Source organism: Bacillus sp. AM 13(2015) (assembly GCF_001518755.1).
Classification (GTDB): domain Bacteria; phylum Bacillota; class Bacilli; order Bacillales; family Bacillaceae; genus Bacillus; species Bacillus safensis.
Genome location: NZ_LKCP01000070.1, coordinates 129,488 through 151,042, shown reverse-complemented (window position 1 = coordinate 151,042; position 21,555 = coordinate 129,488). Strand labels below are relative to the sequence as shown.

Genomic DNA, 21,555 nt, shown 5'->3' with positions numbered 1-21,555 from the left:
CGTTATCCCTACCTTCCTACGACACCCATGCCGTTTATTACCTTATCCAGTACTTCATCTTGTAATGTCATAATTCTCGCAGCCGCATTATATGCATGCTGGAATTGGATCATATTCGTCATTTCTTCATCGATGGAGACAGCACTAGTCGACATTCTACGTTCATTGGCTGAATTGACAAGAGCAGCTGAACTGCTTTCAAGCGTCATGTTCTTTTTCCCTTGTACCCCCATCTCAGCAATAACATTTTGGTAATAATCCTGAATGGTCGTTGTATTTCCGCCGATTGGTAATTTTAAGTCTTGTATATTAGCTAATTTCGTAGCATTCGAACCGTCACCTTGAGTTTGATTGAGAGATGCTGCAATATTATCTGTTGATGCTAAAATGACATCGCTCACTTTAATACGAGCTGCCAAACCTTTATTCAACTCATTGTTATTCTCGATATCAAAAAAGTCTTGTCCACTTGCACCAGTTAACGTGTACCCCTGTTTATGTACATCGTTAAATGTATCCATGAATACTTGTGCTACTTCATCCAGTTCTGCAAGCATATCTGGATACATGCCTTTTTCAGCACCGTTTGACATGTAGCCATAAGCCTCAACAAGTGCTTTTACTTTACCGTTTACTTGTAATTGATCCGCTGCAATAGTTGTTGTTCCGAATTGAAGTGAGTTAACAAGTCCCGTAGTATTATCGTAAGAGATTTGCAGTTCAGACTTTTCATTTGTAATACCATTCAAAATGTTTCCAGCAGATTGTCCATTTGCACCGATAATGTCGATGTTGACAGTTCCTTCAGCAATTTTAAGTGCATTACCGCCAGGTGGATTGTAGCTGACCTTAATATCAACAAGTGAGGATAATTGATCTACCAAAGTATCACGTGTATCATAAAGATCATTTGGAAGATATCCATTTGGCTCAACAGCTGCAATCTGTTTGTTCACTTCATCTATTTGAGATAAAAGAGTGTTTACATCTTTGGCTGTTGAATCGAGTTCCGTTTTCAAATTCTTTTGTACCGTTGTTAAAGAAGAATTGAGCAGACGGAATTGGTCAACTAGAGCCTGTGCACTTGTTTTAACAACTGTACGTGCAGAAGCTGTATCAGCATTTTTTGTTTCTGATAAGACCTGTAATGATTTCCATAGGTTATCAAAAGCTCTGTTCAAGCCTTCATCCGTCAAATCATTCATAACCCCTTCCATCTGTGAAAGGGCATCTGACTTCGTTGAGTAGTAAGACAAGTTGTTGTTATGATCTCTATATTGTAGATCTAAAAAGCTGTCTCGAATTCTTTCAACCGTTCCAACTTGTACACCTGTTCCCATTTGACCATACGTCTTTCCATCATAAACAGAAAGGACTGGATAAGGATTTTCTGCTTTAAAGGTCACTCTTTGTCTTGAGTAGCCATCCGTATTTGCATTGGAGACGTTGTTTGATGTGACATAAAGCCCTGCTCGCTGGGCTGTGATTCCTCTTTTTGCCGTTTCTAGTCCCATGAATGTAGAACCCATTGGTATCCTCCTTGTTTACGCCTTTGAATCAAACAAAGCCCTTTGCTGTTTAGGCTTTGAACTCTCAAGACCATTTTGTCCGTAATTCATATTTTCTTTATTGGGGTTAACGAGATCGAATGTCAGTGAAATAAATTGAAGTGACTGCTGAATAAGCTGCTTGTTCAGTTCATTTACATCTTTTAGTTCCACCATGATGTCATTTAGTTTCTCATATAATGAAATGAGCTCTTCTTGATCTGTACCTTCAGCCTTTTCGATACATACAGTGATGGTTGGTGATTGATCACTTTGTAAAAATTGAACGGTAGCTTCAATTCGTTTTTCTTCTAATTGAGAAATGGCCTGAATATACTTTTGCTCTAAATTCAGAACCTCTGAAAGAGCATCAATCTCATTGCTTTTCAGCATTTCTGTTTTATCCTTAGACAACTTTAATAGCTGTTCATGCAATCCATAGAGACGATGCAGTTCTTCAATAATTATTTTAACTGACATTCACGCTGCTCCCTTTTGTTATTGTTGTTTATAAAAATTCAGCATTTTATCTGCAATGCCTTTTGTATCTACTTGATATGTTCCGGCTTCAATGCTTTTTTTAATTTGGTCAATTTTATCTTGACGTTCTCTCATAATATTCGGCACCTTTTGCATTTCGATTGCCTTTTTAGAAATTTCGACTTTATCAGTTGATTTTGCTTGATTCGATTGCAACGTTTGTTTCTCATATGTTTTCTTGTAAGGATTTACTGGTTGTGTTCCATATCGATTAATTTTCACGGGATTCCTCTCGCTTTCCGTTACAGTCTGTCTTGATTCTATCCATTTTATCGACCAAACTGCAACTTAGTTTAGGGAATCAGTCGTTTTTAGGATTAATGGCATAATAGGTGTCTTTTTTCCTAGATTCAATCTCCCTTTTACGCTCTTCTTCTTGGTTCATTTGGCTGATTTGCGAATGAATATCCTGTTCACATTGGCTACATAGCTTGTTTTTCCTGATCGCTTTGCCACATCTTTCACAAGGATAATTAATATTCGGAAATTGACTAATTTGCAGTCTTTTCAAACGAATAAATTTCAAGATTAATTCTTCATCAACTTCAGTTGCATCTACTATTTCAGCGATGGTTGATTGTCTATTACTTTGCTTCCTCAAGAATTTATATACGATATCAAAAGAACGTTCTTCTTCTTCATAGCATTTGTTACAAACCGTTTGGATGGTGGTTTTTAAAAATAGCTGATTACATTGTGGACAGTTTGCCAATTGATTCATAACCAAAACCCCTTACGTTATTTTCTTTTCTTATTATCGGTTAATTATCATGATTTTTAACTACGTATCAACGTAAAAGAAGAAACACTATTGGCACCTGCGTCTTTTAAAATTCTTGCTGCATCATAAATGGTTGCTCCCGTTGTATAGATATCATCAACTAATATAATATCCCTTTGAACAATCACATCTGTATGCTTTATTTGAAACAATCCTTTTTGATCTAGGCGTTCATTTTTCTTTTTTTTGGACTGCTTACTTTGATGTATTTTCACGAGTGGCTGCAATATTGGCTTACCTATCAAGGAAGCGATGATGACGGACTGATTAAATCCTCTTTCTTTTAGTCTTTCATGACTTAAAGGGATCGGAATCAGCAGTGGTTCTTTTATGCTGAAGGAATGTTTAAATGCTGCTTGTACATCTCGTTTAAACAGCTCAACTAAAGCCGTATCACCCCGAAATTTAAAGCGGGCAAGGACATCTTTCATCAATTCATTGTAAGTATAAACTGATCTATTTTTCACAAGGACTTTAGTAGAATCAGGGCGTTCATTCCATCTATCACAGTCCTGACACATTTGGTCATTTGACTGCGCCCTTCCACACGTTGGACAAATAGGACGCTCAATCTTTACTAAGTCATTCTTACATGCTACACAAAGACGATCATCATTTAATAGTAGGAATGATTTCCATGTAAAAGCAGGCACAAAATGTCCCTCGCAAATTTGGCAATTCAATTGGTTTCCTTGTTCAGCAGCAGACGATTTTCACACCTTGGAAATGTGGAGACCTTGGAAGCTGCTTCTGTCAGAATAACCAGCATAGCAGTATTCTTCTGTTTATCCACCATCTCAGATTTACTGTAAGATATTTTATCGATGTCTGTTATATATTGTGGTTTCACTTGATTCAGTGAAATTGCTAATACATCTTCGATACACTTTTCACAATGACAAATCATGTTTAATTGGTTGAGATATTGATAGAGAATTTCCTTGAGTAGTATTTCTTTTGCATTGAGTAGCATATTTTGTCTCTCCTGCCATTTGTGTATTGTGAATATAATGTACCATGATTTAGTTGAACCCACACTGTTTTTCAGAAAACTCATTTGCAGCCGTATCATTCATTTTAACGATATGCTTCTTTGCTTGTTTCATACTTCTCGTTAAACCAAAATGAAAAAGGAAAACGTCTCCTGTACAATAATCCGGGTGTCTGCCTACTCTTCCAGAAATCTGAACAAGTGCACTCTCTGTAAAAATAGTAGATTCCGAACCTAATACCCCCACTTGAACATTTGGAATGGTTACGCCTCTTTCTAGAATAGTAGTTGTAACTAGTACATCGTATAGGTAATCTCTAAAGTGCTGAACCTTTTGTTTCCTATCTGGATCATCGGCAGATACTCCCTCCACGTTTAAGGAGTGTTCTCGAAGAATTTTCGTTACCTTCTTCATGGTAGCAATTGAAGGAACAAAAAGTAATACTCTTCTTTTATTTGCAATATGTCTCTGCATCCAATTCATCACTTTACGGGGTAGCTGATTCTTTTTTAATTTCTTTTTCCAATGTCCAATCCAATGAAAGGTCGGTACGGGTAATGGTTGTTTATGAAAACGCAGAGGAATTTTTATCGCTTCCAGTTTTCCACTAGAAACCTCTCTCGTCATTTTTTTAGAGGGTGTCGCACTTAAATAAATCCTAACCCCTCCGTTCTTTCTCATCGCCTTTAGAACAGCAAATTGGAGACGTTCATCCATTGAATAAGGAAAGGCATCGACTTCATCTACAATGACCACATCAAATGCATTTTTGTACCTCATCAGCTGATGGGTTGTGGCGATCACTAGCGGTGCAATCTGAAACCTTTGAGAACTGCCTCCATAAAGTACGGCTATTGTCATCCCTTGAAATGCTTTTCTAAGTCGTGGTTCGAGTTCAAGCACAACATCTGTTCTAGGGGTCGCAATACAGACACTCATTCCTTGATTTAACGCATATTCGATTCCGTGAAAAAGCACCTCCGTTTTCCCTGCCCCGCAAACCGCCCAAACAAGCAGATCAAATTTGCTTTTGATAGCTTCAATCATTTTTTCTGACGCTCTTTTTTGTCCTTTAGACAGCTCTCCCTGCCATGTTAATTCAGCTCGATATGTTTCTACTTTTTGTGGACCTGTCCATTCATAAAGAAACCCACATTCAGTTGCTTTTCCCATCATGATGCATGATCTACAGTACACACAATCCTTTTGACACACTTCACATGGAGAGTGAGCAAAGTACCGCTTGTGTGATACACCGCACCGGCAGCATGTAAAACCATTTGCTTTCCTCTCAATGGCAGGTGTTCGATTGACTAAGCCCTTCTCCTCCAACCAATCCAAATTGGACTGTGGGCACCTTGTTTCGGCGGTGAGCAAATGGCGTGAATGCAGCTGCCGCATTAGTTCCATTGCTTTATCCATATTCAACTTCACCAAACACCTTTCAATTGATGTTTGCCTATTATGCGCAAAGACATGACCTTTCGTCCAACAGTTAAAATAGAAAAACAAAACCCCTTTTCTATACGAAAAGAGGTTTTTTAGGAATTATCTAATTACCCAGCCAAGAGCTAAAGAGCCTTCACCTAGATGGGTGCCGATCACGGCACCAAAGTAGCTTTTATAAAATTCAACATGAGGATATTTTTCTGATAAGTGCGCAATTAATTCTTCTGCTTCTTCTTCTCTATTACCATGTATCAGTGTTGCTCTCATCGGAACACCACGTGATGCATCTTCATCAAATAATTCAAAAATACGTGAAATGGCTTTTTTTACGTGTGCGAATCTTCTCAAAAGGGACAATTAGCTTGTTGTCAAAATGCAGAATAGGCTTTACCTTTAAGAGGCTTCCAATAAAAGCCTGTGCACCATTTAATCTGCCGCCTCTTTGCAAATGAGTTAAATCGTCTACCATAAAATACGCCCGCTGACTTTCTTTCAGGTAATTTAGATGTGCTAACACTTCTTCTAAAGAAGCACCTTCTTGGATTTTTTCAGCAGCTTCTAACACATAAAAACCTTGTGCCATACAGCTTGTTTCTGTATCAAACGGATAAATATCAATCCCGTCAACTAGATCATTCGCTGAGGCAGCACTATTATACGTTCCACTAATTCCACTTGAAAGGTGAATACTAATCACAGCGTCGTATGTTTCACTTAGTTTTTCATATAAGGCTATTAATTCACCGAAAGCAGGCTGAGAGGTTGTTGGAAGATCTTTGTGTTTTTTGATTTCTTCATAATATGTCTTCCAGTCCATTTCTATTTCTTCACGGTATGATTCACTGCCAAAGATGACGTTGAGGGGGATCATATGAATATTATATTTATCACGTAGCTCTTGTGGTAGATAAGCAGTACTGTCTGTTACAACGGCTATTTTCATTCTTAAATACCTTCCTTATTCGTTAAGTTACTCTTTTTTATTTTAAAAGAATGATCATTTTTTCATTAGATTTATAATAGTAATCAAAAAAGCCTGCCTAATCAATAGGCAAGCCCGCTATATCCGAAAAAGACTCCTTACCCTGTCTATTATTTCCCTCCAGCTAAAATGTGAGAGAACAAAAAACAGGCGAAAAAGGAGTACTTGTCCGGAACATTATCTCATTTCTACCCAGCCGTTTTTAATAGCTACAACAACAGCTTGTGTACGGTCGTTTACATTCATTTTTTGCAAAATGTTACTCACGTGGTTTTTGACTGTTTTCTCACTAATAAAGAGCGATTCACCAATTCCTCTGTTGCTCTTTCCGTCAGCTAACATTTGAAGAACTTCGCATTCACGTCTAGTCAAGATATGAAGTGGTCTGCGAATTTCAGGATATACCTCGTGCTGTGGATGTGCTGAAACGCCGCTAGTTGCTAGGCGTCGGAATTCATTTACTAAATTATGAGTGACTTTCGGATGTAAATAAGAGCCCCCGTCAGCTACAACTTTCACTGCTTCGATAAGTGTGTCTGCATCCATTTCTTTTAACAGGTAGCCTCTCGCTCCTGTTTTCAATGCATGTGTTACATAGTTTTCATCATCATGAATAGATAGAATAATGACTTTTGATTCGGGATAAAGCTCAACAAGCTGCTTTGTAGCCTCAACACCATTTACATTCGGCATATTAATGTCCATAATGACAACATCCGGATGATAGTGTTCTACGATACGTGCAGCTTCGTCACCGTCGTCTCCTTCTGCAACTACTTCAAAAGTAGGTTCAAAATCTAAAATCCGTTTGACACCTTCACGGAATAATTGGTGGTCATCAATAATTACAATATTTACTTTAGTCACAAGCTACGCCTCCCCATGTTTATTGTTCTACACCTGAACTTTATGGTCAATATGTCTTTTGACTCTATTTTACAATTTTATTTTGCAATGTTAGCGGCACGCGAATCATGATGAATGTCCCTAGACCTATTTTTGAGTCTATGGTCATTTTACCTTCCAGTAAGTCTACGCGTTCTTTCATGCCAAGTAAACCGAAGGATTTGTTTTTGTTTGTTTTCACATCTTTCATATCAAAGCCTTTTCCATCGTCTTTAATAATTAAGGTCACAAAGTCTTTCGTTACTTCTACTTTGACAGAGATTTCTTCAGCTTCTGAATGCTTTAATGAATTTGTGACAGCTTCTTGGGCTAGTCTAAACAGTGCTACTTCAAATTGAGAAGCAATTCTTTCGCTTTCTGTATCACCTAGGCATTGGAACGTAATTTTGGTTTTCCCATCATATTCTTCAATTGTGTTTAAGTATTTTCTCAGTGTTGGAATCAGACCCAAATCATCTAAAGCCATCGGTCTTAAATCATAAATGATTCTTCTTACTTCGTACAGTGCATTTCGCACATTCTGTCTGAGACTTCTAATTTCTTTAAAGCCTTCTTCTGTACCGCGGTCTCTAAAAATCCGTTCAATTAATTCGGAACGCATCATCACGTTTGCCAGCATTTGAGCAGGGCCGTCATGAATTTCCCGAGACACTCTTTTGCGTTCTTCTTCTTGGGCTTCAATAATTCTGAGCCCAAAATCTTGTTTTGCCTGAGCATCTTCAAGTAAAACGCCGACCTGGCGTAAATCCTGGTTGAGATAGTTGAGAACAACTGTAATCTGACTCACAAGGGTTTCAGAGCGTTCTATGACGTCTTGCAAGCTTAGTAATCGTCTTTCCAGATCGTCTCTTCTTTCTCTCAGCTGCTTCTCGCGCTGCTGAATCATGGTGAGTTCGACCTGCAAGTTATGTGCTTTTTCGTAGGCCTCCCGTATTTCTTCTTCGCTGAATTTGTTGAAGTTTCTGCTGACCTCAGATAAGCGATTTCTAGCATGTCTTGTATGGACTTCCAGCTTATCCCCAAAATCAATTACTTCGTTTACTTGCTGCTTGATTTGCTTCAGCTCTTCTACTAGGCTTTCATATTGTTGACGGGACTGTTCGCCTATTCTAAATACTTCGTCCTTGCTGCCATCAACTGTACTTAGCATTTTCATGATGATTGAATCCAATAATTTCGGATCCATTTTGGGTGTTGTCATGGCTTTTCCCTCCCGTAACAGTGATGTCATCTTTTTTTATTATAAATGTCATTGATCTGCATTTTATGTCGAATTATAATGAAAGAATGCGTATAAATCTTGAAGTTTTTATGACGACCCTTTTTCCGCTCCTATCATCATAACAAAATACGCTGTAAAATTCTAAAACCAATGCAAATTTTCACTAGTCTTACAATTTGCTTGTCAGGAGGGTGTGTCTTTTGCTGAATCGCTATCTTACAGTAAAAAGTCGTGGCGAGCATGAGATCGTCATTGAAAAATCACGTTTTATTTGTCATATACAGCGTGCTGTCTCAGAAGAAGAAGCACAAGCATTTATACAATCCATTAAAAAACAACATTGGAATGCCACACATAATTGTTCAGCCTATCTCATTGGTGAACATGACCTCATTCAAAAAGCGAATGATGATGGTGAACCAAGTGGTACAGCAGGTGTGCCAATGCTTGAAGTGCTAAAAAAACGGAAGCTGAAAGATACAGTCGTTGTGGTCACTCGTTATTTCGGCGGTATCAAGCTAGGTGCCGGTGGATTGATTCGTGCCTACGGAAAATCTGTATCAGAAGCTATCAACCATGTTGGAATGGTAGAGCGTTGTTTAATGCGTACAATGCACACAACAATAGATTATACATGGCTTGGAAAGGTAGAGAATGAGCTTAGAGCCTCATCTTTTCAGTTAAAAGAAATCCATTATGCAGAAGATGTTATTTTTGAGACATATGTCGAAGAAACACAAACAGAGCAGTTCATTGAGTGGATGACTGAGCTGACAAATGGAAAGAGTGTTACAAAAGAAGGCGAATTGATTTATTTAGAAAAGGACATTGGTCCGATAAAGGAGACAGATGAATGGCACAACGAGTAAAAGTGCGTGTACGAAAGAAAAAGAGTAAGAAGAAGAGAATTATCAAACGTATTCTGGTCTTATTTTTGCTACTTATCATCTGCATGGGCGGATTCGCAGTATATAAAATCGTCAATACTCTTCAAGCTGCTGACAAAACATATGATGAACTAAACCGTGGAGAGAAATCGAATCTTCGTGATGCTGTCATTGATATTAAGAAAAAACCTTTCTCTGTATTATTTGTCGGAATTGAGGATTATGCCACAAAGGGTGATCATGGCCGTTCAGATTCACTCATTGTCGCAACGATTAACCCTCAAGACAAAACGATGAAAATGGTTAGTATTCCTCGTGACACACGCGTACAGCTTGCAAGTGATACAATAGGAAGTAAAGAAAAGATTAATGCAGCATTTGCTAAAGGTGGTAAAGACGAAACGATCGAAACTGTCGAACAATTCTTGCATATTCCGATTGATAAGTATGCAACCGTTGATTTCGACGGATTCAAGGATGTCATTGATGAAGTCGGCGGAATTGATATCGATGTTCCATTTGACTTCAATGAAAAAAGTGATGTTAAAAAATCGAAAAAGATTTACTTCAAAAAAGGCAATATGCATTTAAACGGGGAAGAAGCACTTGCTTACGCACGGATGAGAAAACAAGATCCACGCGGTGATTTCGGACGTAACGATCGTCAGAAACAAATTTTACGTGCAATGATTGATCAAATGGCGAAGCCAAATAACATTGCGAACGTCGATAACATCGCTAAAGAGGTCAGTGATCACATTACGACCAATTTCCGTATCACAGAAGGTCTTGCGCTTCAGCAAATCTACAGCGGATTTAAAGGAGACGACACAGAAACACTTTCTATTAAGGGATCAGACCTTTATTTAGGGCCAAATCGCACGTATTACTTTGAGCCAGATCCGACCAATTTAGCTAACGTCCAAAATGAATTACGGACGCATTTAAAGCTTCCTGCTGAATCTTCAACTGAAACAGATTCACAAACCAATCCATCCTCTGGTGAAACAGGGTCAAGTGATACAACTAACTCATCGACCAGCACACCTGGACAATAATAAAAACAGCCCAGTTCCTAGGAACGGGCTGTTTTTTACTGCCTTTTGACCATTCGTTTATAAAATTTCGTAAATGGTTTAAATTCTTCATTCACTAAGCCTGTGACTTCTGCAATCACTTGCATGAACATGACCAGTAAAAAGATAATGATCAGTGATAACCAAATGGTGGCGCTTGTCAGCAAAATTGCACTTAGACTAAAGACTAAGCCAATCATATAAATCACGATGACAGCCATGCGATGGGACAAGCCAAAGGCCATCAGTCTATGGTGAATATGAGATTTGTCGGGTGCTGAGATCGGCTGTTTGTTTAATATTCGCCTAATAATGGCAAAGGTGGTATCGAAAATAGGGACACCTAAGATGATCACTGGAACAACAACACTAAACAAAGTGACACTTTTGTATAGCCCTAATAGTGACAGTACCGAAATCATATAGCCTAAAAAAAGCGAACCGGTGTCACCCATAAAAATTTTCGCCGGATGAAAGTTGTAAAAAAGAAAGCCGATGGTACTACCAATGACAACAAGGGATAAAGAAAGAATCAAAATTTTATCAGCTGAAAATGCCATCACGGCAATGGTTGATAAACCGATGACAGAAATACCGGCAGCCAGTCCATCAAGGCCGTCAATTAAATTAATGGCATTTGTGATTCCGACAATCCATAACACGGTTAGGGGATATGCCATCCAGCCTAACTCAATTCGATCTGTTAAGAAAGGAACAGAGAAAAAGTCCATTTTTAAGCCTGTGCTTACAATCAGACAAGCAACAAGAACTTGTACGAGAAATTTGAATTTTGCACTTAAATTATATTTATCATCAAATATACCTAGAATGACGATAAGTACGGCACCAACTGAAATTGCTGTAATTTTATTATGTAGAAACAGCCCGCCTGCTAATGCTCCAGCCGCTACCCCAATAAAAATTGCCAAACCGCCCATTCGAGGCATTACTTTATCATGAACTTTTCGTTTATTCGGCTGGTCCACTGCACCAATCTTAATTGCAAACTTTTTGACGATTGGTGTCACAATTAAAACTGTAGCCAGAGAGACAAAAAACGCTAATAAGGCGCGTTCGTAATCCATAGGTCAGTCTCCTTCTAAATTGAAATCTGTATTTTGTATATTGGCCGCTCTTTCCATTATACAATTGAATAGAGGATGATCACAAGCTTCCCCTGTAAAGAAGAAACAAATAAAAACGCACAATCCCTGATGAATTATGCGTTTTCTTTAATATTCGTTAGTTCCACCATGTTTGTGAACAGCGCGTGCCAATCTTTTTTCTTCGCACGGCTTTGTCTTAGATGTCTATAGTCCATGTCGTCTTTTTTGCTGATCACTTTTTGGCAGGCTTCCACGAAGAGTCTAGGATCTTCGCCCTCTAAATATTCATACACATCATTCTCTTTTAGCCTTTCCGTTGACGGAAGATTTAAACCGACAACCGGTATTCCTGCGGCTAAAAATTCATATAGCTTGAGCGGGAACACGGCTTGATTGTAAGGAGATTGTTTGTATGGCATCATGCCTACATCAATCAGCTTCATATACGCAGGCACTTCTTCTGGTGCAACAGCACCTGTCCAAATCACATTTGGCAGTTTAAGTGCATACTGAAAAGATGGATCGCCATTTGTTCCATCCGGACCGACAAATAAAAATGTCCAATCAGGCTGCATGCGAGCAGCTTCGGCTATCATGTCAAAATCCAGCTTCGGCTTGATGCCTCCAATAAAGCCAAGAACAGTTCCTTCTCTTCCTCCCAGCACATCCTCCTTACATGGAAGATTGCTTTTGGCAAACACATCGTACTCAACGCCATTTTCCACTGTAAAGACATCTTTCGGTTCACCCATGAGACGTTTTTTAATTTGATCGTGTAAGTATTGAGAAGAGCATGTAATACTGTGTGCGTATTTGATGATTCGATTTTCTGCTTTCACAATGACACGCTGCCTCATATAAGAAAGCAAATTATTTTTGCCGCTTATCGGCTCTCCCCACAGGTCACTGCAGTCATAGACAATATGTTTCCATTCAAATAAAGAAGATAAGAGCGGAAAGCCCGGAAACGTATACCATAAGCAAACAGCGATTCCCTTCTTTTCTTCCTGCCGCAAATGCTCAAGAAGTGGGGACAATTTATGAATATAGAACATGTCTTGATATCGGCCAAAGCGAAATAATTTGTTCTTAAGCACATCAGGAATGGTCAATTGCTTCATTCGATCGGTTATGGGCTGAAAGGGAGCTTTATGACGGGATGCAGATGGGCATACCCAGATGACCTCTTTCGTTTCTGGATCAGATGCTAGAAATTCCGCCAGTCGATGCCGTCTGTACCTCAAGCCGTCCTGTCCCCATTCTCCCGTCGCTACGATAACATGTATGATCGAGTCTGCTTTCACCTTTATCACCTTTTTTCCCTTCTGTTTATAAGCGCTTCTTCACAGCATTTGTCGCATAGTGCATAAAACACCAAGATGCTTTGACAAAATGAAGCTGCTCAATTTCTCTGTAGACGAACCACGTTTTTTTCGCTGCTTTCCACTTGTTACTAGAGATCGAGTTTCCAACGATGCGGTATTCACTGAGCGGTTCACTCATACCATAGGCTGTAAATCCTCTTTTTAATATGGACAGCCACGTAGCTAAATCCTGTCTTGTGCGGATGTTCGGCATTTCTATATGTCCGATCTTCTGTACATCAAGCATCACCGTTAAACAGCCGATAATGGTATTTTTCAAAGCTTCATCATAAGTTAATCTTGCTGGTGCAGTGACGGTTTTTTCTAATGGTTCTCCATTTTCTGCGATAATATCATATGCTGTGAATGTAAAGGCATAATCGTTTGTCAGCATGAAGTCTACCTGCTTTTCGAGCTTCGTCTCTTTCCACTTATCATCGCTGTCTAAAAAAGCAATAAAGCGGCCTTTTGCCTGTTTGATGGCTGTATTTCTAGCGATGGCGGCTCCCCCATTTTGCTCTAAATAAATGACGTTGATTCTGTCGTCTGCTTCACTTAAGTCCCCAAGCAGCTTCCTTGTTCCATCTGTTGAACAATCATCTGCGATGATCAGTTCCCAATTGGAATAGGTTTGGGCAAGGACGGAATGAACTGTATCCGTTAAATAACGTTCCGCATTATAGGCCGGTGTAATAATTGATACTAACGGTTGATTGTTCACCTAAGACTCATCTCCAGTTCATCATTAAGATTCTTTGAACACTTCGGGCAAGACCACAAACATGAGCGAGATACTAAAGCCAATGACAAGTCCAAGCAGTGCACGCTTTTTCGCTGACATGCCTTTATTGCCTTCATCAAGAACTTGAGCAGGGTCAACAATCTTCGCCTGCTTCATTCCAAGCTTTGTAGACTCCAATTCATATAAGAATCGTTCTTTATCTACTTTGGAATCGTTGCTGACAGATTCGTCTTCCAGAGCAGATAATCTACTTTCAATCACCTGCTGCCTTTTTGTAAATAATGCTTTATCTTGCTTCAGAAATGTATCCGACACCTGCTTCACGACAGCTAAAGCATGATACTTCTCAGCATCTGTGAAGGACAGCTGTAATTGTGTATCTGATTGATTGGTGAGGATGAGGCGGCTTTTCACATCCTGCCTTTCTTCTTCTTTGATGTCACTGAGTGCTTCATTCAGAAAGGCATCACTTTTTAATAGAGATGTCACTTCAGCCATATTGTTATACACTCCGTCATCATATTTACCAAGCGTGAGAGTAACAGCAGCTGTGTAACTAGACTGCTGCGTTGTTCCTTTGGCAAAAAAGAATCCAAAAGCGCCTAATACGACAGGCAGCAGTACGAGCCATACGATATACTTTTTGATTCGCTTCCCTATTCTAGATATGAAACCAGACATGTTCATTCTCCCAACATTGACGTATTTGCTTTTTCACTAGTGTAGCCATACCAGCGCAGCATCACACACGGTTTACCAAGTCTTAAACCGCTGTTTGTTTTTCAACATATTCACCGCTGCGATCACGAGGCCTAAAAAGACCCAGTGGAAATATAAATTCGAGACAGAACTAGGACTGATACTTGAAACGAGAAAGCTCAGCATGGCAGCGAACAAACCTTCAATGATCATTTTTGCTGATCTTGTGTCAGCCCATTGGTATTGTTTATACAGTGTGAACATGAGATAAGCGTAGACGGAGATATAGCCCAGCATGACCGCAAATCCAAAGTTCGTCATCACTTCCAGCAGCCAATTGTGCACTTCAACCACTTGATCTGTATCAAAGATTGAAAAGTGGGCTAAGTAGTAAGACACATTCCCCGCTCCGACACCAAATCCGTATGAATCCGTAAAGAAATGCCATGCATTTTTGATCAAATTCGCTCTCGCAATGTTAGATGGGAGTGGTTCACTAAAAGAATGCGCGACCTGAGAAGCGAGAAACAAGTCATAAAAGACTGAATAAATCTTGGCTGAAAAAACCGCGATACAGATGACACCAAGTCCGCCTGCTGCGATGAGTGACCACTTTTTGAGAAAGCGCGGCAGGAGCAGCCACACATAGATGGCGGCTCCTGCAAATATGCCAAGCAGGCTTGCGCGGGATTCTGTTAACAAAATGAGATACAGTGCTGCAATGGCGCCAAATAATCCAAATGCTTTGATATAACCATTTTTCATTTGCCGCATACACGCTAAATATAAGAAAAAGCTAATCGATAAAAACGTCGCAAAGTCATTTTGATTAAAAAAGACAGCTGTAGGATAGTGCTGTTTATACGCCGGCCCAAGATACAATGAAGTATTCGGTAAATGGTTCAAAGTAAAGTGATTATAAAACCCTATCCCCATGACAAATACAGTCATGACGAGCCAAATGCTATAAAAGGTGACCACTTGATCCATTCGCTGGATGTACATGACCACAAGAAAGACAAACCCCATCCCCATCGCAAGCAGGGACATATATTTGAGACCGTCTGTCACCGAATGAGCCCACAGCAGTGAGATGAGCCCATAAAGAAACCATGCAGCGAAAAAACCAAGAATCCCTTTTACACGAATCTGCTGCCACTGCGATATGTACGTCCCCTTATCTCTCATCCGCCATATGAATAAAGCAAAAGCAGCAATGAGCATAATACGGTAGAGAAAAAGACTAAAGAACCCAGCACTAATTGAAAAGAAAGCGTTGTTGAGAAAGGTCAATGCAATTAAAAGATAAATGGCTGACATGAACACTTGCTCACCGTTCATGTATAGCTTCATTAACACGAGAAAAGCCGTCAGGATCAAAAGCAGGACCGGAATAGCGACGATCTTTTTTAACCCGATGGGCTGCGCAGACGCCATTTGTACAAGTCCTAGCCCTGCTGCAAATAATATACATCCGATCATGATTTGCCATGCTGTTTGTTTCACGCTCATACCCATTTTCCTCCTAAGCAACCCATCCGATTTGAGGGATTAAGCCTTGACTTCCTGTTTATAGTAGGAAATGGTACGAGCCAAACCTTCCTGTAAACTCACAACAGGCTCCCAAGCTAAGACTTGTTTCGTTTCCTCATTTGCTAATGTACTATGCACGATATCTCCTGCACGCTGCGGCTTGTAAATCGGTTCAAGCTGTGATCTCGTTACCCGTTTCATCGTTTGAAACAGTTCATTCACAGTGATGGAATGACCACACGAAATATTTAAACAAACGTTTGATTGGGCTGTTAATGCCGCAACATTCGCTGCTGCTAGATCACCCACATAGATAAAGTCCCTTGTTTGTTCCCCATCTCCAAAGATAAAAGGGGCCTCATCCTTTGCAAACTTATCAGAGAAAATAGAAACAACACCACCTTCGCCAAGTGCGTCTTGGCGAGGACCATATACATTGCTGTACCTAAGAATACAATAGTCCACATCATAAAGTGATTTTGCCATTTCTAAATACCGCTCTACTGTCAGTTTTGCTAAGCCATAAGGTGAACCAGGCTTCAGCCGGTGAGCGGTGTCTACCGGCAGATACACCGGGTCTCCATAGACAGCTGCTGATGAGGCAAAGATGACTTTTTCCACTCCTGCTTCAGCCGCAGCTTTCATGACGTGCAGAGATCCTTTGATATTGACCTCTTCGTCATAAACGAAATCCTGAACGGAAACGGCTACACTTACTTGTGCTGCAAGATGAATGATATAATCCGGCGCGATTTGTTTGATCAAATCAATCGTCGCTGGCTTTGTGATATCTGCCTCTATGCATTTCACGGAAAGATGGGCAATATTTTCTCGAGATCCAGTTGAAAAGTTATCAAGAACGATGGGCTCATAGCCTTTTTCTAGTAAAGCCTCTACCGTATGTGATCCAATAAATCCGCTTCCCCCAGTAACCAATACTTTCTTCATCCAAGCTCCCCCTGTTATTGTGCCTTCGATACCAATTCTGCTTCCCATACACTTGGGCGGCCGATAGACTGGTAAATAAATCCTCTCTCTTTCATTTCTGCTGGATCAAACAAATTCCTTCCATCAATTACAATTGGCGAACGAAGCAGCTGCTTGATCTGGTCTTTATCCATCTTCTGTACGTCATCCCATTCTGTTAGGATGAGACAGGCATCGGTATCTTTTACTGTTTCATACAGGTCGTTGCTGAAAACCGCCTGCGGACCAAGCTCTCGCTCAGCTTCTATATAAGCAATCGGATCATAGGCTTTTACAAAAGCACCTAGCTCTCTCAGCATTGGGATAATATCTAATGCAGGTGCGGAACGCATATCATTCGTATTCGGTTTGAATGCAAGACCTAAGACAGAAATGGTTTTTCCTTTAATATCACCGAACACACTCATCAGTTTGCTGACAAGGTGGGCTCTTTGGTTGTTGTTCGTTTCAATGACAGATTCGATCAGCTTGAACCGATACCCGGATGTTTCGGCAATTTTGAGAAGAGCCATTGTGTCTTTCGGGAAACAAGAACCCCCAAATCCAATGCCTGCTTTTAAAAATTTATGCCCGATGCGGCTGTCTAATCCAACTCCTTCACTGACTTTTTCAACGTCAGCACCCACCCTTTCGCAAATATTTGCAATGTCATTAATGAAAGAGATTTTTGTGGCAAGCATGGCATTTGCAGCATACTTAATCATTTCAGCACTTTCTAAGTTGGTCTCCACAACTTCTGTTTGAAACGGATCATGCAGCCTTTTGATGATGGTGGAAGCATGAGTGCTTGTTGAACCAATGACCGCCCGCTCCATATTCATCGTGTCTTGAATTGCAGAGCCTTCTCGGAGAAACTCTGGATTGGATACGACGTCAAAGGGATATTTGCTGCGCGATGCTTTTTCCACAATGGCTTGAACGAGACGGCCTGTTCCAACGGGCACTGTGCTTTTATTGACGATGATTTTATAGCCATTCAGGTGTTCACCGATCGTTTGAGCGACGGCTTTCACATACGTTAAATCCGCTTCCCCTTGTGGTGTCATCGGTGTCCCTACGGCAATATAGATAATCTCTGATTCCCTAATAGCGGCAGTAATATTCGTTGTAAAAAACAGTCTTCCTTCTTCTGTATTCTTTTCAATCAATTCCTTTAAACCTGGTTCATAAATGGGAACGACACCACTTTTTAAGCTGTTGATTTTTGATTCATCGATGTCACAGCAGATGACACGATTTCCGATATCAGCAAAACAAGTACCCGATACTAACCCGACATACCCTGTTCCAATCACAGCAATTTTCTTCAACATTTTTCATCCTCTCAGTAAAAGCATATTGTCCGTTCCAAGCTGTTTATCTATCTATCATTCTTTGCACATTTCATACTGTTTAAACGATGGATGTTGATTGATTGAGCACCTTCTCATATTGCTGAATGAGATGCTTCGCATTATGTTCTGATGAATATCCTGTATGAACCATTTCATGAAGATCGCTTTTCACTTGCTCATTCCATCTGTTTTCATAGAGGCAGGCGTGAATCGCCTCTTTCAGCTGACTCGCCGAACGTGGCTCAACGAGCAGGTGTTGATAGGTAGAAAATAAGGATGGGAGACCACCAACCCGTGTTGCAATGACAGGTACTTTTAAAGCGAGCGCTTCTAGTACGACGGTTGGCATTCCTTCACTGTAGGAAGGGAGTGCAAACAGATCAGCTGCCATTAAGTAGTCTCTTACCTGCTCATTCGGTACCTGCCCTGGGAGTATAATAGATGCTCCCGCCCGTTCCGTGAGCTCCTTTGCAAGGGGGCCTTTTCCGACAAAGACTGCTTTCACACCCTCCATGCTGCTGACAGCATCAGCTAATTCAAGCAAGCCCTTCTCTTTCACTAAACGCCCGACGAAAACAACGAGCTTATCTTGAAGCGGTAAACCTAAGTGCTTTCTGATGCCTTTTTGATCTTCATCCGTTCTGGAAAATGATTGGAGCGGAATACCAAGCGGAAGACATTTAGCTTCTACCTTCGTCATATCATTTGTCTTTTTAGCCAGCTCCTCACTCACTGTCAGAACAACAGACGCCTGCTTCACCGCCGTTTCAAAGGCTGCCTGTGCCCCTTTGCTATAGCTCGGATATACGTTCACATCACTGCCGTGTAAGGTCAGAAGATAAGGGATTTGCGTTTCTTTCTGAATGACAGCCGCCGCTCCGCCAGACGGCATGGCAAAATGCGCATGGATGAAATCTGGTGACAGCTGATGATGCTGCATTGCCCGGAGAACGGAAGCCGCTATTCGTTTACTCGGCTGTGCCCATTTCAGCTGTCCAGGGAGCGCTCGATAAGACGGTCTGTAAACTGTCACTCCGTTCCGCACTTCCTGTTCAGGCAGCTCTTTTTTCTGCCGATAGGATGCCTTGAGCATCCGTAAAACCGGCGGATTCTCTGGATTAGGACAAATGACAGTCACTTCTATTCCTTGTTTGAGCAGTTCCTGGACTTGCGTTTCATGAAATACGCCCTCACTCGGATGTTTTTCACTAGGATATACACTTGTCAGCCATAGTACCTTCATGACGAACGACCTCTTCTCAATAATTTGCCTGCAGCCTGGGGATACATTTTGATGAGCAACAAGCCATACAATGCAGCACTGACACAAACAGTCAGAAGTAATTGAAGTGAAATATCTGCTGATGTCAGCTTCATTCCTTGATGTAAAGCTATCGCACAGATCGCCATAAGCAGTGTCATGATAGCAGGCTTTCCAAGTGATTTTAAATACACCTTCATATCAAGCTGAATGACATATGCCATGAGCCATCTACCGACAATAAAGTTGAGCAGGCTGACACCTGAGTAAATCCAAGCTACTGTGAGCAGACTGCCTGTCATGACACCTGCATATAATGCGTAGCCATACACGATGAGCATCCCCGTATCCCAATAAAAGGCTAAGTCCGCTCTCCCTTTTGCAAGAAGTATGGAACCGTTTGGATTCATCAACACACGCAGCAGGCCGACAATGCACAATATATTTAAAACCGGAACCGCTACTAGCCATTTCTCTCCAAACACGACTTCTATAAAACTGTCTGATACGGCAGCAAGGCCGATTAATAATGGAAAACTAACCAATGCGAGCATATTCGTCATACTGAGGAAGCCCTCACGCAGCATGGAGTGATCACGCTGACTTTTTGCGAAAACTGGGAAAGCCACTCTCGTCACAATCGGATTTATCTTCAGTACGGGTATCGTCACAATTTGATACGCCAAGCTGTAAATACCTAACGCCTCCGCTCCAAGAAATCGGCCGATTAAAATCATGTCGATGTTTGATCCTGCTCGGTTGACCAGTCTGGATGCGAGCTGGAATGCACCGAATGAGAAAAATTCCTTCACCTCTCCTAATGCAAAAACAGGTACTGGACGCCACTTCTTCCAATAAGCCGCTGCATACATGAGACCTTTTCCTGATTGCAGCAGCACTTGAGAAATGACATAGGCGATAATCGGATTCATGAAGAAGGCGAAAACGAGTAAAACGAGCAGCGATATGATGGTCGCAATAGCTTCAATGGTGCTTAATGTTTTAAAGGCTAAGTCTTTTTGCATCATATACTGGTACTGCTGGCCAATCGGTGCGATCAGAAACATGATCGATAATAGCTTGAGCAGACCCTCTAGCTCTGGCCGGTTATAAAAAGCGGCTATCATTGGGCTTAGCAGGATGAGCAGACAAAACAAGATAATCCCTGTGAGCAAGTTGATCCAATATAATGTAGATAATTGACGTTCTGTCGTTTGTTCCTTTTGAATGATCGCTGCCCCAATTCCTAGATCAAGTAAAATCTGCGTAAATATTGTGACAGTTGTGATCATGCCAACGAGTCCAAACTCCTTGAGTGACATCACATTCCCTAAAAAGGCGAACTGTGCAATTTGGATAATGGTGATGATCAATGCGGACAAGCTTGTCCATTTTGCCCCGCCTAGCATGCGTTTTTTCATACTTGCCATTTCTCTTCCCTACTTTACTTATCTGGCTCCGTCACCAGTCATGATGACTTTTAACGTTTTTACCATAATCTTCGTGTCGAGAGAAAATGTCAAGTTTTGAATATACTGTAAGTCGTGTGTTAATTTTTCACTTGGACTCATTTCATATCCGCCATTTACTTGAGCAAGACCTGTCAGCCCCGGCTTTACTGCCAATCTTTTTGTGAAGCCTGGAATCGTCCGATTAAATTCTGCGGTAAACATCGGTCTTTCCGGACGAGGACCTACGATACTCATTTCTCCTTTTAACACGTTGATAAATTGCGGAAGTTCATCAATTCTTGTTTTACGGATGAATGCCCCCACTTTGGTGATACGCGGGTCGTTTTTTTGAGCCCATTTCGCTCCTCCGCTTTCTGCGTCAGTTCTCATCGATCTGAGCTTCCATAATTTAAAGTAAACACCGTCTTTCCCGACCCTTTCCTGCATATAAAAGGCTGGCCCTGGTGTTTCTAGCTTAATCAAAAGAGCAAACAGCAAAATGATTGGCGTACTCAACATCAATCCGATGAACGAGAACATTAAATCTATGAAACGTTTTGCAAATAAATAACGAACCATATGTTCTGTTAAGGCAAAAGAGTGATTTCGTCTCACTTCATATTCTCTGTAAAGATTCATCGCTTTCTCTGCACTCACTGACCTGCACCTCACCATTCAAAGTAGTTGTTGTGTAAA

21 protein-coding genes and 1 pseudogene are annotated in these 21,555 nt (G+C 40.7%); 2 read left to right on the top strand and 20 right to left on the bottom strand.

Features of this window, described 5'->3' with window-relative positions; all coding sequences use genetic code 11:
* Nucleotides 1-8: 8 nt before the first annotated feature.
* The 10 genes and pseudogenes from flgK to AOQ70_RS12065 all read right to left on the bottom strand — a co-directional run bounded on the left by flgK (nt 9) and on the right by AOQ70_RS12065 (nt 8,398).
* Entirely contained in the window at nt 9-1,529 is a 1,521-nt protein-coding gene (flgK, locus tag AOQ70_RS12110) for a flagellar hook-associated protein FlgK (RefSeq protein WP_058837539.1), read from the bottom strand.
* Between the two features lie 15 nt (nt 1,530-1,544).
* Nucleotides 1,545-2,027, bottom strand: a complete 483-nt coding sequence (locus tag AOQ70_RS12105; protein WP_059376486.1) for a flagellar protein FlgN — start codon at nt 2,025-2,027, stop codon at nt 1,545-1,547.
* 18 nt (nt 2,028-2,045) lie between these two features.
* On the bottom strand, nt 2,046-2,309 hold the full coding sequence (gene flgM / locus AOQ70_RS12100; protein ID WP_024423620.1) for a flagellar biosynthesis anti-sigma factor FlgM: 264 nt from the start codon (nt 2,307-2,309) through the stop codon (nt 2,046-2,048).
* Nucleotides 2,310-2,388: 79 nt separating this feature from the next.
* Nucleotides 2,389-2,808, bottom strand: coding sequence for a TIGR03826 family flagellar region protein (locus AOQ70_RS12095; protein WP_039181808.1), 420 nt, complete (start codon nt 2,806-2,808; stop codon nt 2,389-2,391).
* Between the two features lie 56 nt (nt 2,809-2,864).
* Nucleotides 2,865-3,521: a ComF family protein gene (locus AOQ70_RS12090; protein ID WP_231730869.1), complete on the bottom strand. Its 657-nt coding sequence runs from the start codon at nt 3,519-3,521 to the stop codon at nt 2,865-2,867.
* Between the two features lie 26 nt (nt 3,522-3,547).
* A complete protein-coding gene (locus AOQ70_RS12085; protein WP_059376485.1) occupies nt 3,548-3,841 on the bottom strand; it encodes a late competence development ComFB family protein in 294 nt (97 codons plus the stop codon).
* 49 nt (nt 3,842-3,890) lie between these two features.
* A complete protein-coding gene (locus tag AOQ70_RS12080) occupies nt 3,891-5,288 on the bottom strand; it encodes a DEAD/DEAH box helicase (protein WP_142352185.1) in 1,398 nt (465 codons plus the stop codon).
* A gap of 120 nt (nt 5,289-5,408) precedes the next feature.
* A pseudogene (locus AOQ70_RS12075) lies at nt 5,409-6,252 on the bottom strand (DegV family protein).
* Between the two features lie 216 nt (nt 6,253-6,468).
* Entirely contained in the window at nt 6,469-7,158 is a 690-nt protein-coding gene (gene degU, locus AOQ70_RS12070) for a two-component system response regulator DegU (protein ID WP_008348273.1), read from the bottom strand.
* A 64-nt stretch (nt 7,159-7,222) separates the two neighbouring features.
* Nucleotides 7,223-8,398: a sensor histidine kinase gene (locus tag AOQ70_RS12065; protein ID WP_003213166.1), complete on the bottom strand. Its 1,176-nt coding sequence runs from the start codon at nt 8,396-8,398 to the stop codon at nt 7,223-7,225.
* Between the two features lie 221 nt (nt 8,399-8,619).
* Between AOQ70_RS12065 and AOQ70_RS12060 the strand changes: the two genes are divergently transcribed.
* Together AOQ70_RS12060 and AOQ70_RS12055 are read left to right on the top strand one after the other, a co-directional pair.
* On the top strand, nt 8,620-9,288 hold the full coding sequence (locus tag AOQ70_RS12060; protein WP_012011434.1) for a YigZ family protein: 669 nt from the start codon (nt 8,620-8,622) through the stop codon (nt 9,286-9,288).
* Complete coding sequence (locus AOQ70_RS12055; protein ID WP_059376481.1) at nt 9,273-10,364, top strand: LCP family protein; 1,092 nt, start codon at nt 9,273-9,275, stop codon at nt 10,362-10,364. Before AOQ70_RS12060 ends, AOQ70_RS12055 begins: the two co-directional genes overlap by 16 nt.
* A gap of 35 nt (nt 10,365-10,399) precedes the next feature.
* On the opposite strand, the gene AOQ70_RS12050 is transcribed toward AOQ70_RS12055, so the two are convergent.
* From AOQ70_RS12050 to AOQ70_RS12005, 10 genes are all read right to left on the bottom strand, one after another.
* A complete protein-coding gene (locus AOQ70_RS12050; RefSeq protein WP_034660156.1) occupies nt 10,400-11,467 on the bottom strand; it encodes a glycosyltransferase family 4 protein in 1,068 nt (355 codons plus the stop codon).
* 134 nt (nt 11,468-11,601) lie between these two features.
* Nucleotides 11,602-12,801: a teichuronic acid biosynthesis protein TuaH gene (gene tuaH, locus AOQ70_RS12045; protein WP_156414531.1), complete on the bottom strand. Its 1,200-nt coding sequence runs from the start codon at nt 12,799-12,801 to the stop codon at nt 11,602-11,604.
* A 16-nt stretch (nt 12,802-12,817) separates the two neighbouring features.
* Nucleotides 12,818-13,573, bottom strand: coding sequence for a teichuronic acid biosynthesis protein TuaG (gene tuaG / locus AOQ70_RS12040; protein WP_058837534.1), 756 nt, complete (start codon nt 13,571-13,573; stop codon nt 12,818-12,820).
* 24 nt (nt 13,574-13,597) lie between these two features.
* Nucleotides 13,598-14,275 carry a teichuronic acid biosynthesis protein TuaF gene (gene tuaF, locus AOQ70_RS12035; protein ID WP_058837533.1) on the bottom strand — a complete coding sequence of 226 codons (678 nt, stop codon included), beginning with the start codon at nt 14,273-14,275 and terminating at the stop codon, nt 13,598-13,600.
* A gap of 72 nt (nt 14,276-14,347) precedes the next feature.
* Nucleotides 14,348-15,805 carry a teichuronic acid biosynthesis protein TuaE gene (gene tuaE, locus AOQ70_RS12030; RefSeq protein WP_058837532.1) on the bottom strand — a complete coding sequence of 486 codons (1,458 nt, stop codon included), beginning with the start codon at nt 15,803-15,805 and terminating at the stop codon, nt 14,348-14,350.
* Nucleotides 15,806-15,844: 39 nt separating this feature from the next.
* Nucleotides 15,845-16,774 (bottom strand): NAD-dependent epimerase/dehydratase family protein, encoded by a 930-nt coding sequence (locus AOQ70_RS12025; RefSeq protein WP_059376479.1) that lies wholly within the window; start codon nt 16,772-16,774, stop codon nt 15,845-15,847.
* 14 nt (nt 16,775-16,788) lie between these two features.
* Entirely contained in the window at nt 16,789-18,126 is a 1,338-nt protein-coding gene (tuaD, locus tag AOQ70_RS12020) for a UDP-glucose 6-dehydrogenase TuaD (protein ID WP_039181836.1), read from the bottom strand.
* Nucleotides 18,127-18,205: 79 nt separating this feature from the next.
* Nucleotides 18,206-19,390 (bottom strand): teichuronic acid biosynthesis protein TuaC, encoded by a 1,185-nt coding sequence (gene tuaC, locus AOQ70_RS12015; RefSeq protein WP_059376478.1) that lies wholly within the window; start codon nt 19,388-19,390, stop codon nt 18,206-18,208.
* Nucleotides 19,387-20,838: a teichuronic acid biosynthesis protein TuaB gene (tuaB, locus tag AOQ70_RS12010; RefSeq protein WP_059376475.1), complete on the bottom strand. Its 1,452-nt coding sequence runs from the start codon at nt 20,836-20,838 to the stop codon at nt 19,387-19,389. The genes tuaC and tuaB overlap by 4 nt, the downstream gene beginning before the upstream one ends.
* Before the next feature lie 18 nt (nt 20,839-20,856).
* Nucleotides 20,857-21,516, bottom strand: a complete 660-nt coding sequence (locus AOQ70_RS12005) for a sugar transferase (RefSeq protein ID WP_034281119.1) — start codon at nt 21,514-21,516, stop codon at nt 20,857-20,859.
* Between the last annotated feature and the right edge of the window lie 39 nt (nt 21,517-21,555).

Excerpts from the sequence above, each read along its gene's own strand:
- tuaB (WP_059376475.1), bottom strand. The coding sequence starts at position 20,838 with ATGGCAAGTATGAAAAAACGCATGCTAGGCGGGGCAAAATGGACAAGC.
- flgK (WP_058837539.1), bottom strand. The coding sequence starts at position 1,529 with ATGGGTTCTACATTCATGGGACTAGAAACGGCAAAAAGAGGAATCACA.
- AOQ70_RS12105 (WP_059376486.1), bottom strand. The coding sequence starts at position 2,027 with ATGTCAGTTAAAATAATTATTGAAGAACTGCATCGTCTCTATGGATTG.
- AOQ70_RS12095 (WP_039181808.1), bottom strand. The coding sequence starts at position 2,808 with ATGAATCAATTGGCAAACTGTCCACAATGTAATCAGCTATTTTTAAAA.
- tuaD (WP_039181836.1), bottom strand. The coding sequence starts at position 18,126 with ATGTTGAAGAAAATTGCTGTGATTGGAACAGGGTATGTCGGGTTAGTA.
- AOQ70_RS12065 (WP_003213166.1), bottom strand. The coding sequence starts at position 8,398 with ATGACAACACCCAAAATGGATCCGAAATTATTGGATTCAATCATCATG.
- tuaE (WP_058837532.1), bottom strand. The coding sequence starts at position 15,805 with ATGAGCGTGAAACAAACAGCATGGCAAATCATGATCGGATGTATATTA.
- AOQ70_RS12050 (WP_034660156.1), bottom strand. The coding sequence starts at position 11,467 with ATGGATTACGAACGCGCCTTATTAGCGTTTTTTGTCTCTCTGGCTACA.
- tuaC (WP_059376478.1), bottom strand. The coding sequence starts at position 19,390 with ATGAAGGTACTATGGCTGACAAGTGTATATCCTAGTGAAAAACATCCG.
- tuaF (WP_058837533.1), bottom strand. The coding sequence starts at position 14,275 with ATGTCTGGTTTCATATCTAGAATAGGGAAGCGAATCAAAAAGTATATC.
- AOQ70_RS12085 (WP_059376485.1), bottom strand. The coding sequence starts at position 3,841 with ATGCTACTCAATGCAAAAGAAATACTACTCAAGGAAATTCTCTATCAA.
- AOQ70_RS12055 (WP_059376481.1), top strand. The coding sequence starts at position 9,273 with ATGGCACAACGAGTAAAAGTGCGTGTACGAAAGAAAAAGAGTAAGAAG.
- AOQ70_RS12025 (WP_059376479.1), bottom strand. The coding sequence starts at position 16,774 with ATGAAGAAAGTATTGGTTACTGGGGGAAGCGGATTTATTGGATCACAT.